Annotated in this window: 15 protein-coding genes (1 of these 15 running past the window's edge); 8 read left to right on the top strand and 7 right to left on the bottom strand. The window is 40.0% G+C overall.

The genetic code is table 11. The features are described from left to right. The first annotated feature begins 72 nt into the window (after positions 1–72). Both LEP1GSC190_RS10355 and LEP1GSC190_RS10350 read left to right on the top strand, forming a co-directional pair. Positions 73–564 (top strand): ankyrin repeat domain-containing protein, encoded by a 492-nt coding sequence (locus LEP1GSC190_RS10355; RefSeq protein WP_173380625.1) that lies wholly within the window; start codon positions 73–75, stop codon positions 562–564. Next, positions 564–2021, top strand: a complete 1458-nt coding sequence (locus LEP1GSC190_RS10350; protein ID WP_002747754.1) for a catalase — start codon at positions 564–566, stop codon at positions 2019–2021. Before LEP1GSC190_RS10355 ends, LEP1GSC190_RS10350 begins: the two co-directional genes overlap by 1 nt. Before the next feature lie 126 nt (positions 2022–2147). Here LEP1GSC190_RS10350 and LEP1GSC190_RS10345 read toward each other — a convergent pair whose 3' ends face one another. Next, positions 2148–3653, bottom strand: a complete 1506-nt coding sequence (locus LEP1GSC190_RS10345; RefSeq protein ID WP_002747869.1) for a di-heme oxidoreductase family protein — start codon at positions 3651–3653, stop codon at positions 2148–2150. Positions 3654–3668: 15 nt separating this feature from the next. Next, on the bottom strand, positions 3669–5189 hold the full coding sequence (locus LEP1GSC190_RS10340; protein WP_002747796.1) for an RCC1 domain-containing protein: 1521 nt from the start codon (positions 5187–5189) through the stop codon (positions 3669–3671). Positions 5190–5379: 190 nt separating this feature from the next. On the opposite strand from LEP1GSC190_RS10340, the gene LEP1GSC190_RS10330 reads away from it, so the two are divergent. Continuing rightward, complete coding sequence (locus LEP1GSC190_RS10330; protein WP_174232271.1) at positions 5380–6912, top strand: NADase-type glycan-binding domain-containing protein; 1533 nt, start codon at positions 5380–5382, stop codon at positions 6910–6912. 140 nt (positions 6913–7052) lie between these two features. Next, a complete protein-coding gene (lsa20, locus tag LEP1GSC190_RS10325; protein ID WP_036037176.1) occupies positions 7053–7643 on the top strand; it encodes an LIC11469 family lipoprotein adhesin Lsa20 in 591 nt (196 codons plus the stop codon). A gap of 629 nt (positions 7644–8272) precedes the next feature. Here the strand turns inward: lsa20 and LEP1GSC190_RS10315 are convergent. Both LEP1GSC190_RS10315 and LEP1GSC190_RS10310 read right to left on the bottom strand, forming a co-directional pair. After that, complete coding sequence (locus tag LEP1GSC190_RS10315) at positions 8273–9007, bottom strand: MORN repeat-containing protein (protein WP_173380633.1); 735 nt, start codon at positions 9005–9007, stop codon at positions 8273–8275. Positions 9008–10101: 1094 nt separating this feature from the next. Then, a complete protein-coding gene (locus LEP1GSC190_RS10310; protein ID WP_001028883.1) occupies positions 10102–10377 on the bottom strand; it encodes an RNA recognition motif domain-containing protein in 276 nt (91 codons plus the stop codon). Positions 10378–10424: 47 nt separating this feature from the next. Between LEP1GSC190_RS10310 and LEP1GSC190_RS10305 the strand changes: the two genes are divergently transcribed. Further along, positions 10425–10649: a hypothetical protein gene (locus LEP1GSC190_RS10305; RefSeq protein ID WP_002748046.1), complete on the top strand. Its 225-nt coding sequence runs from the start codon at positions 10425–10427 to the stop codon at positions 10647–10649. Positions 10650–11581: 932 nt separating this feature from the next. On the opposite strand, the gene rktP is transcribed toward LEP1GSC190_RS10305, so the two are convergent. Genes rktP through LEP1GSC190_RS10285 form a run of 3 tightly spaced genes read right to left on the bottom strand, consistent with a single transcriptional unit; the run spans position 11582 to position 13750 of the window. Beyond that, positions 11582–12679 carry an Arg-Lys translocation region protein phosphatase RktP gene (gene rktP, locus LEP1GSC190_RS10295; RefSeq protein ID WP_002747998.1) on the bottom strand — a complete coding sequence of 366 codons (1098 nt, stop codon included), beginning with the start codon at positions 12677–12679 and terminating at the stop codon, positions 11582–11584. A gap of 1 nt (position 12680) precedes the next feature. Beyond that, positions 12681–13496, bottom strand: coding sequence for a twin-arginine translocase subunit TatC (gene tatC / locus LEP1GSC190_RS10290; RefSeq protein WP_086004817.1), 816 nt, complete (start codon positions 13494–13496; stop codon positions 12681–12683). Next, on the bottom strand, positions 13493–13750 hold the full coding sequence (locus LEP1GSC190_RS10285; protein ID WP_002748039.1) for a Sec-independent protein translocase subunit TatA/TatB: 258 nt from the start codon (positions 13748–13750) through the stop codon (positions 13493–13495). The genes tatC and LEP1GSC190_RS10285 overlap by 4 nt, the downstream gene beginning before the upstream one ends. A 429-nt stretch (positions 13751–14179) precedes the next feature. Here LEP1GSC190_RS10285 and LEP1GSC190_RS10280 point away from each other — a divergent pair, with 429 nt between their 5' ends. The 3 genes in view from LEP1GSC190_RS10280 to LEP1GSC190_RS10270 are tightly spaced (at most 51 nt apart) and all read left to right on the top strand, a layout consistent with a single transcriptional unit that may run on beyond the window. After that, entirely contained in the window at positions 14180–14989 is an 810-nt protein-coding gene (locus LEP1GSC190_RS10280) for a hypothetical protein (RefSeq protein ID WP_002747874.1), read from the top strand. 51 nt (positions 14990–15040) lie between these two features. Then, a complete protein-coding gene (gene trxA / locus LEP1GSC190_RS10275) occupies positions 15041–15355 on the top strand; it encodes a thioredoxin (protein ID WP_002748033.1) in 315 nt (104 codons plus the stop codon). 23 nt (positions 15356–15378) lie between these two features. Then, positions 15379–16932: the 5' portion of a cAMP/cGMP-dependent 3',5'-cyclic-AMP/GMP phosphodiesterase gene (locus tag LEP1GSC190_RS10270; RefSeq protein ID WP_002748041.1), read on the top strand. Its footprint extends 606 nt past the window's final position; the window shows 1554 of its 2160 coding nt (coding positions 1–1554); it begins with the start codon at positions 15379–15381; its stop codon lies beyond the right edge, outside the window.

Genomic DNA, 16932 nt, shown 5'->3' with positions numbered 1-16932 from the left:
GAGATGAATTTTGAATTTCAAACCGATTGAAAACACAGTTTGGAAGGAAAAATTCCCAAAGAAACGACAACAATGGTTTCTAAAGCTTGGATTGAGTATCAAAAAAGTATAAAGTCGGAAAACCCTTGTTTTGATTCGGCAAGACGAGGGGACGTAGAAGCCTTAAAGGTACAGATCGGGACACTGAGACACATAGATGAAAAAAACCGAAAGGGTTATACATTATTGATGTTAGCCGCTTACAACGGACAAGAAGAAGCAAGTCTATTTCTAATCTCTCAAGGTGCAGACCCGAATTCCACGGATTTAGAAGGTAATTCTATATTGATGGGAGCGGCATTTAAAGGACATACAAAGATCGTAGAGATTCTCTTAAGTGCTGGGGCCGATAAAAATTATCGAAACTCTAAGGGACAAAATGCATTTCAATTTTCTAATATGTTTGGTCGAACGGAAGTCGGCAAACTTCTAGGTGAATCCGAATCGACTTGGTTTCAACGATTATTAGATTTTTTTAAATCTTGGATTTTATACATCATTCAAATTACAAAAGGAGAACAATAGTGAGTAAAAAGACCCTTACTACGGCTGGAGGTCATCCGGTCGCACAAAATCAACATTCAATCACGGCCGGGCCCCGAGGTCCAGTCCTCATTCAGGATACTCATCTGATTGAAAAACTTGCCCACTTCAATCGAGAAAGAATTCCGGAAAGAGTCGTTCACGCAAAAGGAGCGGGGGCTTATGGAACTCTGACGATCACACGCGATCTTACAAAGTATTCCAGGGCCTCCGTTTTTTCAAAGGTGGGAAAACAAACTTCTCTCTTTCTACGTTTTTCAACAGTTGCAGGAGAAAAAGGTTCCGCGGATACGGAAAGGGATCCGAGGGGTTTTGCGATCAAGTTTTATACGGACGAGGGGATCTGGGACCTTGTGGGAAATAATACGCCCGTATTCTTTGAGAGAGATCCACTGAAGTTTCCGGATTTTATCCATTCACAAAAAAGAGATCCGATTACGGGTTATAAGAATCCATTTCGTATGTGGGATTATTGGGCAAAGGCTCCCGAAGCGTTACACCAAGTTACGATTCTTTTCGGAGATAGGGGAATTCCGGACGGTTATCGTTTTATGAACGGTTACGGAAGTCACACTTTCGGACTTTGGAATTCTCAAGGACAACGCTTTTGGGTAAAGTTCCATTTTAAGACCATGCAAGGAATCAAAAATCTGACTTCGGAAAAAGCATCTGCGTTAGCCGGAACTGATCCGGATTACGCGATTAGAGATTTATTTGAGGCGATTGAAAGGAAAGAATTTCCTAAGTGGAAGTTTTGTCTGCAGATCATGCCTGAGAAGGAAGCCGAAACATATCGATACAATCCGTTCGACCTCACAAAGGTCTGGTCTCACAAAGATTATCCTTTGATCGAGGCGGGAGTGTTGGAATTGAACGCTAATCCTAAGAATTATTTCGAAGAAGTAGAGCAGGCTGCCTTTTCGCCTTCCAACATGCCTCCGGGAATAGGCGCTTCTCCGGATAAGATGTTGCAGGGAAGGTTATTTGCATATCCGGATGCACAGAGATATCGTTTAGGGATACGGTATCAACAACTTCCAGTAAATAGACCTAAGAACTTAGTGAACGTTTATCATAGGGACGGAAGTGTGAAGTTTCAATATGATGGGAACTACGATAATTATGAACCGAACGGTTTTGAGGGACCGGTAGAAGATTCTTCTTATGCAGAACCTCCTTTAAGAATCTCTGGAGATGCAGATCGTTACGATTCACACAAAGGAAACGACGATTATTCTCAAGCAGGGGATTTGTATAGAATCATGAATATGGAGGAAAGAGAAAGGCTCACTTCTGCGATCGCTTCCACGATGCGCGGTCTTCCTAAAAGAATACTCGTTGCAAATCTCAAACATTTCTATCTCTGCGACCCAGAATACGGGACCAAACTGGCGGAAAAAGTGGAAGTCCCCTTAGAAGATATAAAAACCTGTCCTTAGTTCCTAAGGAATTCAATGTCGCACATCCTAAGGAGTGTGCGACAAGTTCAAACTCACGGAATTGTGTTGCCTATTACATTTCTTCTTTAGGATATTTGAGGCGTTTTGTGATGAGGCTCGAATTTTTTAAAGCGACTTCAAAAAATTAAGGAGATGAGTTCGATCCCGAATATTCAATTTGAGAATGTAATCTTTGCTCGACTCCGCTTCTCCTCCGTGCCAGAGGATCGCTTCCATCAGGTTTCTAGCTCTTCCGTCATGAAGATATCTCGTATGACCATTTACGACTTCGAATAAACCGATTCCCCAAAGGGGAGGGGTTCTCCATTCTCTTCCGTTTGCTTCTTCGTCCGGCCTATTATCCGCGAGTCCGTCTCCCATGTCGTGTAACAAAAGGTCTGTATAGGGTCGGATGGTTTGGAAAGATAGTTCAGGGAAGCTTTCGTTCAGACCAGTTTGAGTCTTTGGAAGATGACAATTTTTGCATCCTGCTTGGAAAAAGATTTTCTTACCCAAAAGGACGCTTGCATTATCGGCCTTTCTTCTTGCAGGAACTGCGATGAGTTTCAGGTAGTTTGTGATTGCGGTGATTTTATTTTGAGCAATCTCTGGGGAACCGCCGTTTCTGGAAGCCCGACACTGAACCTGGTTGTTCGTACAGTTCTCGTTTTGAAACATAAGAGAGGTGATTCCCAAATCTCCTAAAAAGGCCGCAGAGCTTTGCCTCACCAAATCGGTGTTATTTGCTTTCCAGCCGAACCTTCCCAGAGTCGTTCCGATTCCGTTTAAATTCCGGACATAGTTTGGTCGACCCGAAATCCCGTTTCCGTCCCTATCATCCGGATCGGCGAGCGCGAGAATTGTATCTTCGGGAATCGTTTCCAAAAGCCCGAGTCCTATGACCTGAGGTGGTACTCGAACGGAAGTTCTTGTGTCGTTTGAAAAAGGACCGTATCCTAAATTTGAAAATACTAATGAAGGATAACGTAATGTATATTTCGTACCGTCTTCAAATTCTCCGGCAATTTCCCTATATGTGAGGGTGGCATCTCCTTCTTTAACCACTCCCTCGACGGAGTTCGGTTGGAATTGTCCTCCGTAACTGGGTTCTTCACGGTTCGAATTGTTACCGACGCTGAGTCGAACAAGACTGGAGGTTAAGTTCTCTTGGTCCTCTTCAAGTGTTCTTCCATTTGCGTTATGACAAGCGGAGCATGCGTTTGTGTGGAAGAGTGGACCAAGCCCGTCCCTGTCTGGAATGGCGGCGGAAAAGCCGGGAATCCAAGGAACTTCGAATACGGTTTGCCCTACTGTATATTCAGAAATAGATCTCAAAGGGGCATTTCGGGCAAATTGACGGAATGCCATATCTCCGAATTCGAAACTCGTCATTGACCTACCACCTTGGTATTCTTCTCCGTCTTCGTATCCCCAGTCCATATCCGCGGATTCCGAAAGGATTGCTATCAGAATGGCTCCGATTTGACAATTTTTAGAAGAACAAAATTTTTCCTTGGGAGCGCAGGTTTGTGTCGACAAAAAAGCAAGAAATAGGGCGCCTCGAAAGATTTTTCCTGAAAAAGATCCGAAAAAGATCGGAATAGATAAAACAAAACGAGAATTCAAACTCATTTTAAATCCTGAATATTAAGGAAGCTTAATTGATACGGGATTCGAGGCGCCCCAATTTGCCTGTAGGTCTTGTCTTCCTAAAGAGCCTTTGAAATTCCAGCCCCAACCGTAGATTTCTCCGTTTCCGAGTAGTACAAAGTTATGAGTTGCTCCGCAACCGAAGTGAATGACATTGTCAATTCCGACAACCGCTTTGTTCGGTTCGTAGACTTTTAGAGTGTTTGTTTCTCCAATTGCTAAATTTGCGGTGTTACCGTTAGCTCCCCAACCTTTCACTTCTCCGCTTTTTAAGATCGAAAAACTTTGAGTTCCTCCTGCCCAAACGGATGAGGCATTTAGAATATTCAAAACTTGTGTTGGAATAGGCGTCGGGTTCGGAGAGCCATTTCCTCCTATTCCCAACTGGCCGCTTGCGTTTAGTCCCCAGGAATAAATTTTTCCGTCCGAAGCCAATGCAAGAATATGATCCCTTCCGTTTGCGATCTGTTTGATTCCGGAGAGCCCCTCGACTTTTACGGGGGTAGACTGGGCCGCGTTCGCGGCTGAAAGTCTCCCATTACCGAGGTTACCATATTGGTTTCTGCCCCAGACATAGACTTCTCCGTTTTCGGTAAGCGCTGCTGAATGTTCCGAACCGGCAATTACTTGAATGACGTCCTTAAGACCCACGACTGCGACTGGGTTCATAGAAAACGAATCGGCATTCAAATCGTTCGCTCCGTTTCCCAGTTGACCCACGTTGTTTTGACCGAAAGAGACGACGGTTCCATCTGATTTCAAGATCAGAGCATGATTGAAGCCATAAGCTCCCATAACCGCATCGTCGATTCCTGGAACTAGAGTAGGAGGCTGTCTATTTCCCGCCGTTCGAGGATTGGCCGGGTTCGTGTTGTTATTTCCGATACCTAATTGTCCTTTCGCGTTGTTTCCCCAGGTATAGACTCTTCCGTTTTTTGCAATCGCCATAGAATTGTTTTGATTGAAATGAATGCTAAAAATATTGCTGATCGAATTGAGTTTCACGATTACGTCATTATTATCATCTCCTGTGGAATTGCCGGTTCCGAGTTGGCCGAAATTGTTTCTACCGGTCGTATAAACTTCTCCATTTTTCAAAAAACCGGAATGGGCTCCACCTGCACCGAGTTTAGTTCCGAAATAGAAGTTTACTTCTTTTTGAAGAATCGAACCGTCTGGTTTTTTAAAACGAACTTGGATCGTATTCTCTCCGTTTTTGGGTTTAAAAGGAGGAAATGTTTGAGAAGTGGGGGAATTAATCGGAACGGAAAAAAGTTTTTGTTCTTCGTCATAAATCTCGAATTCCCCTAATGTATCAGCTTGGATCGTCATTTCTAATTGGTAGACAGTAATGATTTCTCCTTCTTTGGGAGAAAGAATTTGGAAAGAACTTTGGTTAGACTCGGCTTGATTGGCACCGATTCCTAATAGAAAGAAGGGAATCAGATCAGAGCGTGAATTCGGCTTACAGCTAAGTGCCAAGATGATAGAAAAAATAAGTGCAACTTTTCGTTTCAAGATTGCTCGCCTCTTTTAATTTCTGATAATGAGTCTTATTATCATTATTAATTTCAAAAAAAATCTACACAATGTGAAGTCAAGAATTTCTGGATTTTATTAGTCTTGAGTTCCGAATTTCTCTTTTACATTTAATGGGTAGAATTTTGTGTGAAGAATCGTGAAAATTCTTTTCCGGGAGAATCCGCCCATGAATTCTAAAATCCATTTTTTGTTTACGGTTTTTTTCCTCGTCTTCGTCTCAGTAAGTTGTAAAAAAGAACTGAGTGTTTCTATGGCTACCTCCACTTCCTTGAGTGATAAACTCGCGTTCGCCGCACTCGGAGAAGGCGGTTGGAAACCAGAAGAGGGTGCCGAATTCGTAAAACTTCATTTTTATCCGGATGAAGGATTCCAATTGAAAAGGATGGAAGTGGATTCCTGCAAAGGAGAATTCACGGATGAGGTGATGGTCTATATCAACTTTGACGAGTTAATTGCCATAGCGAACCTTTCCAATAAGAAGGGGGTCGTGAGTTTTAAAAAGGCGGTATTTGCGAGATCCGTAACGATCAATTTCAGAAAGAACAAAGATCTCTGTATCGGGCAGATACGCTTTTACGACGAAAAAGACAAGCAATTCTCTTTAAAACTTCCTAAAATCGTGGAAGGTTCGGTAATAGCTTCCGATACGTTAAGTCCGGTTTCGTCCTATGACGTGATGAATCTTTTCGACTCTCGTTACGAGTATGCTTGGGCTTCCGACGATAGGAAAGGAAAGGGGGTCGGTGTCACTTTGGATTTTCAATTCAGCGAGCGGCAAACAATCACAAAAATCAAAATTTGGAACGGATATCAAAGATCGGATCAACACTGTTATTCGAACGGGAGGTTGAAAGAGGCGACTCTTACCGGAGACAACGGATATAATCAGAAGATTCAAGTTCAGGACATATTCGGACCTCAAGAGATTCAATTGGAGAAACCGTTCGAAGGTAAAAATCTTCGTCTGACAGTAACCGATATTTATGCGGGAAAAATGTACAAGGGAATTGTGCTCAGCGAAATTCGTTTCGGAGAAAAGAAAAATTGGATTCTAATCGATCCAATCAAAAGATCTCAAAGTATCGCAGAATCGAATCATCTTCAATTTACCGCTTCCAATTTGGACAAAATTTTAAATCGAGGACTGATCGGATCGGAAATTTCTCGTGCGCCTTTTGAAGACCAAAATACTCAAACAATCGAAAGCGCCGAGACGGAGGAATTGGATCCAGAAAGAAGAGTAGGATCAGGCTGGTCCCTCCGCATACGTTCTGACGGTTCTTTTTTTATGGAAGGTGACGTTCATGATCAAAACAATCTTGGACAAAAAGTATTTCCGACTAGTTCCATACTTTTGACAGATTTTGTCCCTGGACAAAAGATACTTCATAAAATAAGCAGTTTTTATGCGATCGGAAACTACGAAGTAAAGGAAGCTACTTCGGAAGGTTTAAAATTAAGAGTGTTCGGATATATGCGAAAATATTCATCTTCTTTTGAAACGGATTATAGAAGTAAGGACATGGATTGCAACGGTTGTGGTCGGGATTGTAATATGGGAAATCAAGATCCGAATGAAAAAGAGATTATCTTTCAAGATTTCATTACGATCAAAAAATGGGATGAAACAATTTACGTCCAAAATACGAGTCCGAGTCGTAAACTGGATTTTCAGATCTTAAAAATGACTCTTGAGTAAGTTTCCAAAGGAATTGTACATTAGAGTTGTTGAAAAGTTCGGATCAACAAAATGCTTCCATCGATCATTTTCATTAAACAGAAACGGATGGAGAATTGATTTTTCGACAACTCTATTTTAAAATTTTAGGTTATTTTCAATTGAAAAAGTTAATTTATAAGATTCTAATTTTGATTCTTTTTTTATATCTGCTTGGTTGTAAGAAAGAAATTTCCAATTCTGAAGATTTGGAACCAATTTCTTTCGATCCAAATCGACAGATTGAGGTTCGGATTCTTTGGGAGAAAAAAAAATTTCCTTTGGAAATGGAACTCTACGAGGGAGCTTCTCAGAGGCCTATCGAACTCTGGGCCACGGGAAACGTCAGAGATTTGTCGGAGGCTCCGGTTTCTTCTAAGATAGAAGGATCCGAGCTTTATCTCAAACCAGGTTCTAAAAAAAGATTCGTATTGATTGTAAAAAATACCACCGAACAGGATTTTTATTTTTTTGCCGCCCCTCATTCTATGGAACCGGCTGAAGCCTCCTTAGGATTTAAGTTCAAATGTCTTTGTATCAATCACGCCTTTTATATTCCTCCTCGTGAAATCTGGTTCAGAGTCGTGGAGTTAAGGGTAGGGGGAGAGGCGTTGGGAAAAGAATTAAAAATTTCTCATACACTTGTGGGAATGGATGAAGATAGACTCCGCCTTTATCAAAAGGGAATCGGTACTACCCCCGGCGAAGATTAAAACCGCTTTGCGGCGAGTTCTGAATCCAGGTTTCACGAAATCTTATTTTTTACTTGTTCTGGCAAATGCTCGAACCGAAAAATATTCGAAACCAGAGACTTCAAGTCCTTTAGAAACGGATTTGGTAAAACATCTTTTATCGTAAAAATTATTATGAAATAAATTTTGAATTTAATAAAGTTTGTCAATCTGCGATTTGAGGATAGCAATGCGGTCTTAAGTGATCTTTTAGGGATTCGAAAAGGACTCAGAAATAGAAATACTTGGGTCCAAAAGATAGAGTCTGTTCAAACCAAAATCTAAAAAGAAGTCAGTTTTTTAATCATTCAGTAGGATCGTAATAAAACGCTGGGTTCCCACAGAAATTGTCTTTTGGGTACTTATGAACTTTTGAACGATTTTATTGTTATTCAATTTTTACAGGAGTTTTCACATTCTAAAAGTGTTGGACAGACTCTTAGTCGTTTAAATTCGAAACAAACCTTTCTTCGGATAAGCTTGCAATTATATGAAAAAAGTGGATATCTCGCTTTGCTGGAAGGCCCAATTTAAATTTGAGGAATATAATAACCGAATCAAAATGGCCCTTTATTGAGTTTAGGAAATGTGAATCGAGTAAATCGTTTGATTCAATGCAAAGGTTTGATATCCTCAGATTCAAGTATAGGTCCACCACAGAGAACTATTTTATTTTCGATTTTGCAATGTCTTTTGGAATGATCGAAAGAAGAATACATAACTCCTTCGGCCGAATTTTTTTCGTCCTGAAATTCCCCTTCGTATATACTCGTATCAGGGAAACGAACCTTACCAGGACCGATCATTTTTCCCATTTGAAACGTCCCTTCCAACATTGCTCCGTTTTTAAAGATATATGTTCCTTTCCCGTCTTTTAAGTCGTCTTTGAAGTTTCCTTCGAATCTATCTCCGTTCTTGTATTTCATTTTTCCCGGACCGTTTCTAAGATCGTTCGAAAAGGAGCCTTTATATTCGTCATCGTTATCGTAAATATAGGTTCCTATTCCAGAAATACAGTCTCCTTGGATACAACCTCGGATTGGATTTACTTCCGCACTGATCGAACGATCGGAGAAAGACGAAGAGGTTTGTTCTTCTTGTTCAGTTGTATCGTTTTTGTAGGAATCGGAATTTCCGGTGTCGTTTGTAGGTTCGTTAGGCGAAATCTTTTTGTCTCCGTAAGAACATTGTACTGCAAAAATAAGGAACATAACTCCTAAAAGAGAATTGTACAAAGTTCTCGTCAAAAAAGGAGAATAGATCCTATTCGAAATTGAGTTTTGGATTTGTTTCAAGAGAATCATATTTTTTGAATACGAAATAAAAACGTTTGCGCTAACAAATATAGTCAAAATTTTATTTGTCGAAGTGGAATATGTCAAACTCAATTCTTGTTATAATCTATTTCAGAAGCTTCTTACTTTGCATTATACCGTCGTTAAACGACATTATGAGTTACTTTTGGGATAGCTTTGGGAGTCCTGAAAACGAGTATCTTTAGATTGACTAAAAAAGGAATTCTGATCGAATTTTGTTTCTAAGAATAAGTAGATAAGGGGAATGAAAGGGGATTCGTTTAAACAGTTTCATGTTTTTTCGCTTTTGGATGAATTATTTTAGGATTACTTTAGACATAAGTTTTCGCGGAAAGTTTTGTAAAGGTTTGGCTTGTCTGCAAAATTCAATCTCGAAAAATCTATGATTTATCTCAAAATGTGATTCTTTTATTATATGGGGTGGCGCCCCGAAGTGAAATGTCTTCTTTCAAATCTTCAATTGTATTATAGCATTAGCATTTTTTACTTTGCAAGGGTGGGTGGGATATAATGATTTGAAGTGAGCTGATGACTCGTAAAGCTCAACACACTTGTTTGACACATACACTTGGAAAATTTCATGGAGTATTGCCTTTCTTATAGACCAAGGAATGTAATCGATCCGTGGAAAGAGAAATGGAACGTCTTAAAAATAGCCGACGTAGATCTCCATAATTCATCCCTCTGTTTTCGTGTGTATCCTATATTTTAACCTCCTCTTTCATCCATCCGTATAAATTCGATATAAAAAAGAAATATGGATCGCGTCGTATGTGTTACTGATTAATAGATAAAGAGTACCTAATATTTTGCACTGAAACAGCGCTTTGGAATAGAATTTACGGTACCCAATTTTATTGGGATCATTAATTGAGGAAATAAAAATAGGGAAGGATTCCCGATCGAAAATTAAGCCTAATTTAGTTCAGAGGAATCGTTTCATTAGGAAAGATCGAATAGCCAGAGTTTGAATCGAAAGCTTTCATTCAATCGAAGTGGAAATGATCCTAAACGGTAAAAGAGTCCGAATTTCAAAAAGAGAAAATCCTACCCCGAAGAGCGATATGATGTCGACTTGGTTCTATCGAGGGAGAAAAACAAGTGTCTTTCTCCCTTCGAAAAAATCAATATCTGGATCGGGATTTTTCGGGAAAAGGTTTTTTAGGAAGAGCTTCGTTGACTTTAATTTCTCTTCCACGGATTTGGGTTCCGTTTAAGCCGTCAATCGCTGCATTTCCTTCTTCTTTATTTGCCATTTCCACAAATGCTAACCCCCGGGATTTGCCGGAAAGTTTATCAGTAATGATACGCACTGAGGTCACTTCTCCAAAGGATTCGAATGCTTTGCGGAGATCATCTTCGGTTGCCTGATAGGCGAGATTGCCTATATAAATGTTCATGAGAAAGGGTCCTTACAAAAAATTACTGGCTTCTAAATCCGAATAGAATGCAAGGCGAGACCAATCAATCGGCGGGATTCGAAAGAGAAATGACCTTTCCTGGTGCTCTATCGTTTAAAAGTTCTCAACTGACCCGGGAAAAGGCAGCTAAAAATTCCAGTCGCGCTTACGGTAATCATGGTCAAAAAATTGTCAAGAAAATCTCACATTTTGTGAATTTATCCTTTCTAAAAAATCGAACAATGTTTCGAACTTTTCAATTGATATCTTGAAATCGGATCTATGTCTCTCTCACGAGCTCTTTTTTGAGGAAAAACTTTTTAAATTCTTTTCCGACAAAGAGAGGAAACAAAAAAATGCTTTTTGAACATAAGAATTTTCTGATTCTCTCAAATAGAGAGAACATGCCTCTTGTATACAAAACCGATTTGAAATTGAAAAAAAGGTTTTTAAAGAGCGAGTGTGGGTCGAAATCTACCTTAGGTTACATATCGATCGGTATATTTAAGAGTTCAGTGGTTGGCTTTGTTATTCTTTGAATTTTATGGCCTGAAATAAGAAACCGAGGGATAGATATCCTTTTTTCAAGGTTGGAGTGGAATCCGTGTTTAACGGAGATGATTGAGAGTGCAGATCGAATTCTGAAAAATCAAACGATCGATTTGCTCGTCTATATTTCAAAACTCATCCCAACAAAGGTCAGTTTCAAATTTTCGGATATGCTTTCAAGGATCTGATTGGTAATTTAGAAAAGTTTTATGCACTTGGAGGAGTCGTTTACGGCTCTTCCGAAATCGAAGACTACAAAATCCGAATTATCCTTCCAAATTTTAGTCGTTTTCATCGAAGTATTTCGTTATCCAAAGCCGAGCAACGAGAAAGAACATACTTTGTAAAAAGTGATGTGATACAAATCTTCACGTTTGATACAGAGAATACTTTCCTATTTCCAAAAAACAAATTGAAAAGATAGAAGATGAGAAAGCAGAATTTTATCCAGCAGTAGATTCCAAAGTTGATCTTTTCGGGCCTAAAAGAAACGGATTTTTATCCGTACTTTGGACGGTTTGGAATTTAAAAGAGGTTCGGATTCTTCAAACGGAGATTTTCAATAACGAACGTGCAGATGTTTGTTACTCATCTTGATTTGCTGGGGTCGGATGGGCTTGAAAAATGAGATCTCAAAAATCGAAGATTGCGAGTATTATTGTTTTCGGGCTACAGCGAGAAGAGAGGACGTTTCCAGAATTTGTTTCCCAAATTTTTTTTCTAAAATTCTTCCGCAATTTAAAACCAGATCTCTGGAATTTTGGAGATTTTTCCCCGCTAGACCGTCTTGAAGTTCTTTCGTGAATTCGGAGTCAGAGACTCCGATTGCGGAATAAGTTCGATCGGAGACTAAGATCCAATATTCTCCCATTTTCAGAATGGTTTTTTTCACGTCCAAATTGATCGCCTTGTAATCGAAGTAACGGGTTTTTGTCTTTTCCAAAGAGTTTAATTCACCGTTTTTGTAAACGAATGCAGGAAGCTCTTGGAAATGAACAAATCCGAGTTCGCCGGTTTTTGTTATGAGATAGAAAAGAGAAAGGTTTAAAAATGGAACTGGCATTTTGGAAAGAATTTTACCGATCTTAAAGATCAGTTCCTCTCCTCGAATTCCACCGGTTTCGTTGGCTAAGGAAAAAATCCCTTCGAGTCTCGCTTTAAATGCGGATTCTAAAACCCCGGAGTTTGGAAATCCCGCCAGGATTCCCACGCAGCCATCTGTACTCGGAATGACGTTCACATAATCACAGTTAGAGTTGCCGCTCATTCTTGGAAGAAGAGAAACGTCCAGGTTCTGAATTTTAGGTAAATGGATTCTGTAAAAGGCTCTTTGTATCGAGTCCGAAAGCTCTTTGGTTTTTTCGCCCAAAGCTTCTTGGGAAGGGGCATCTTCCAATTCTTTTTGTTGAAAAAATTTCAAACGAAAGGCCCGAACTAACTCACCTATCTCATCGTTTCTTTCCGCGGCTGGAGTTTCTTCGTAGACGTCGTCGTTTCCCCAGTCTTGAACGAGTGTGACTAACGAACGCATTGAAGAGTATATTAGTTTAACGGAATAGAACACGAGAGACGCGAGTAGAGTAGAAAAAGAGATGGAAATTGCAAGACGAATGGAAAGAGCAATTGCCTTTTGTTGACCCAAAGACGACTTGAGAATGATATCGTCCGTAACCGTGTAAATGAGAAAGAATAAAAAACTTAAGACAAAAACGGCGATGGATAGTTTGAGTTTAGAAGGAATTTTTGTTATCAAGTTATGCTCTCTCTATTACCTTCATGAGAACGATTGACACCACGAACAAAACTGCCAGTGGAACGAATAGAAACAACATCGAAATCAAATCCGGTCCCGGGGAAAGAACAGCGGCCGCAATCGCAAGAACGATGATCGCTTCTCTCCATTTTAAAAGAAGGAAAGAAGAGCGAATGATTCCTAAACTGCCAAGAAGAATGAGTAAAATAGGAAGCTGAAAAGATAAACCGAAAATCAAATGGATGTTAAAAAAAATTTCGTAGTACTCATCGATGGGAAGTTTGGCTTCGATATCGGGCGGACGAAAATTGACGAGAAAAATCTTAAGAAAATTCTCGAAGGCCTCGGTCCAACAAAGCCAAACGCCGAACCAAAAAAGCAAGGTGCTGAAAAGAATTAAAAATTTACCGTAACGATCAGCTTTAGAATCCAGAGCCGGAGAAATAAAACCCCAGAGAAAAAAGAGAACGAAGGGAAGGCTCAACAATACAGAGATCATAAACGAACTTTTCAAGTAGATCATAAACGGAGCCATTAACTTGATCTGATAGAAGGTTGCTTGAGGGCCTAATACATTTTTATATGGTTGAGTGAGAATTTTATGAATTTCTTCTCCGAAAAATAGGGAAACTCCCATAATTACAGCGATCACGAGAATAGATCGTAATAGAACCATTCTCAGTTCTTCTAGGTGATCTCCGAGAGTCATATATTTTTCTCGATCTCTTGATACGGACTCTCTTGAAGCATCCGGATAGGGAAGGAGGGGCGGCTGTGACTTTTTTTTTCCGGCCATTCTGTGAATGGGTTTTGTCAAGCGGATTTGGATTTTTTAGATTTAGAGGTTTTGGATTCTTCCTTCGGAACCGATCGCACTTGCTCTTGGCCGATTTGTTGGGAAGAATCATCCGATTCTCCCATTAAGGACTTGCGAAACGATCTGATTCCGTCTCCCAGATCCTTTGCCAAAGAGGGTAATCTTTTTCCTCCGAAGAGTAAAAGAGCGATGAATAAAATGAGGAGAATTTCAGTCCAACCGAGTGATCCGAAAATTGCTAAGGGTGCAAACATATAGAAATACCTCAAATCAGATGTTTTAGGTGCGAAAACCAGGACCGCACATAGAAAAACGAACAGTGTCCGCTAAAAATGGGACATTTCCCACCTTGCCTCTTTGTTAGACTTTCCCTTTGCATTTATCTGTCAAATAGTAAGTAGAAGTGGTGCGATCTGTTAAAGGCTCAGGTCCGGAAACATGGATTGAGTTGTCAAAAATACGATTCATGGATCCATTACACTGGTTGGATGCCATGAATTTGAAAAAAATACAACTGATCCTGGGGCTAAATTGAATTTGTAGATAAGTTTGGACTTTTATTTTTGTGCCAGGAACGAAATTTCCGTAAAAATGAGAGGATTCTCGTAGGTTCTATCCTTTTTCATTTTAAAACTTACCGATATTTAAAGTATATAAATCGGATTGGGAAAAGATTGTTTTAGATGGCATTGAGCAAAGAGCAAAAGCAGGAATTTACGGAGAAGTTGACGGACTTCAAAGTCTATTTGGACGATCTCAAAAAAGAAAATAACCTATTTAAGTCTCAGTTGAGAAAAGATCCGAGACTTGAGCCCTATTACCAAATTGCGCTGTCCGTAAATGCGATTAAAACGATCAATACTTGTCTTTTGGTGAATGATCTGAGTGTAGCGATCTTGGATATCAAGAGCGATACTTATTTAAATGCGGGAAGGAAAGAAATTTACAATGCGATTTCCGTAATGGAAAAAGTTGTAGGTGCTGACTTTGAGGGAAGTTTGGCGGAAAATAAAGAACTTTTGGCGAAGATTCCGGAATTTATTCCTGTTCAGAGACTGAACTTTATCAAAGCGATCCGCCAAGTAACGAACAAAACAATAGAGGCGTTCGGAACTAACAGCAAGTGGAAATGGAGTTTTCCGGAAATCCATTTTAAGATAGCCGTTCTATGTAAAAACGTTTTCGATTTTCGAGCTTTTGAAAAAGAAAGGGATTTGGAAAATCCGCATTATTACGTTCGACAGGAGCACTTTAATTTGATTCTTGAACTGTGTAACTTTGCTGCACAGGAATACCGAGCTAAATTTGATCTTTCGACTCAGGATGCCGGGGATTTGAAAAAATCCATCTCGATGTTAGAAGTAAACCGCAAAATTCTCCAAACAACCGGAGAAACGGAGGATTTGGAAAAGACAAAAACGCTGATCGAATCTCTCAAAGATAAAGTCGAATCAATAGAGGCGGATAAAGAGAAAAAGAAAAAGAAAAAATAGACCCAATGAGTCTGATATATATTATAGGAAAAAAAGGAGACTGAATCAAAGATGGCATTGGCAGAAGTCAACGATTCAAATTTTAAGAGCGAGACATCCGGAGGATTGGTTCTCATCGATTGTTGGGCGGAGTGGTGCGGCCCTTGTAGAATGGTTGCCCCGGTTCTCGAAGAACTATCTAGCGAGATGAACGGCAGTGTAAAAATCAAAAAACTCAATGTGGACGATAATCAGGATACGGCTCAGAGCCTAGGAATTTCTTCTATACCTACACTGCTACTATACAAAGACGGACAACTTGTAGATAAAGTGATCGGGGCACTTCCGAAAGCTCAAATTAAGAGTTTTATCGAAAGACATAAATAATTCTTTTCCTTCCATTACGTATTATGCTGAAAGAAACATACAAAGGTTATACGGAATTGCCTAGGGGGGGGTATCTGATTGATACTTCCGAAGGATATCTTCAAATCGGTTCTCCGCCGGAAACGATCAAGGACACAATGGGGTTTGAAAAAAAAACTCCATTGGTTTTTATTCTACCAAACAAATTTTTTCACGTAGAAAAGGGAATCAGCACAGCCGAATTAGAATTCCCAATCTATTATAATTTCTTTTTAAGACAGAAAAAAACTTTTATCGTTTGTACGAAAGAACAAAAAGTGCAGCTCATTACTGTGCTCAAAGAGTCTCTTATGGGGCCCGATAATATCAATCTCAAAAGCGAATACCTCAATGGGGAAGAATCCTTCGGGTTTCCTGACATGAAAGCGGAAATGGCTTATTTCCGTGGATACAAAGGACTCGAAGACGTAGTAGAATTTAAGGTTTTTGATAGCGACAATAAAGTATATTACGGAAATATAAATATTCTCAAATTGGAAAGTGGGGATTTTCTCATTCAGGATGGAGAAAGAAAAATCGAAGTTCCGGGAGAAGTAGGATTTAATATTAAATATGATATCGGAGAAAGGCCGACCGAACCGTTTCAAGCTCCGATTATCGGAATTACATGTCTTGGACCGTCGCATGGATTCGATCCCGAAGACAACACATCCGGCTTTATCATTTGGCTGAATCACCAAGGGATCATGGTCGATCCACCGGTAAATTCTACAGAATGGCTGCGCCAATCAAACGTAAATCCGAAGCTGATCAACCACGTTATTTTGACGCACTGTCATGCGGATCACGACGCGGGAACGTTTCAAAAAATTCTCGAAGAAAACAAGATCACGATTCACGCAACGGAAACCGTGATAGACAGTTTCTTAAGAAAGTATTCCGCACTGACAAAAATTCCTAAGAAGGAATTACAGGAACTCTTTCATTTCCAGCCGATCATCATCGGAAAGGCGACAATGATCAACGGAGGAGAATTCAATTTTCATTATGCACTTCATTCGATACCTTCGGTTGGATTCGAATTTTTCTTTCAAGATCAGTCATTCATTTATACTTCGGATCATTTGAACGAGCCCGAAATTCACGATAAGATGCACGCCGCGGGGATCCTTCCCGAATCGCGTTGGAAGTTTTTCAAGGAGTTCCCTTGGGATCGGCGAATCATTTATCATGAGGCCGGAATTCCGCCTCTGCATACGAGGGTGAGTTATCTTGCTTCTCTTCCGGAAGAAATTCAGGAAAAGATCACCGTATATCATATCGCGAGAAAGGATATGCCTACGGGAACCAAGCTGAAACTTGCGAAATTTGGGATCGAGAATACTCTTTATCCGGAAATCACTCCTCCAAAACATATAGAAGCGTACAATCTTTTGGACGTAATGACTCAGATCGATATCTTTCAGGGATTTCCGATTGAAAAGGCGAAGGAATTCCTACTCATCGTAAATGAAGAAAGATACAAACGCGGAGATCAGATTATTCAGAAGGGGACTCCTGGAGATAAATTTTATATTATTGCATCCGGAAACGTGAAG

The organism is Leptospira mayottensis 200901116 (assembly GCF_000306675.2).
Classification (GTDB): Bacteria; Spirochaetota; Leptospiria; order Leptospirales; family Leptospiraceae; genus Leptospira; species Leptospira mayottensis.
The sequence above is the reverse complement of the archived record's forward strand: the minus strand, read 5'-3'. Positions and strand labels throughout refer to the sequence as shown.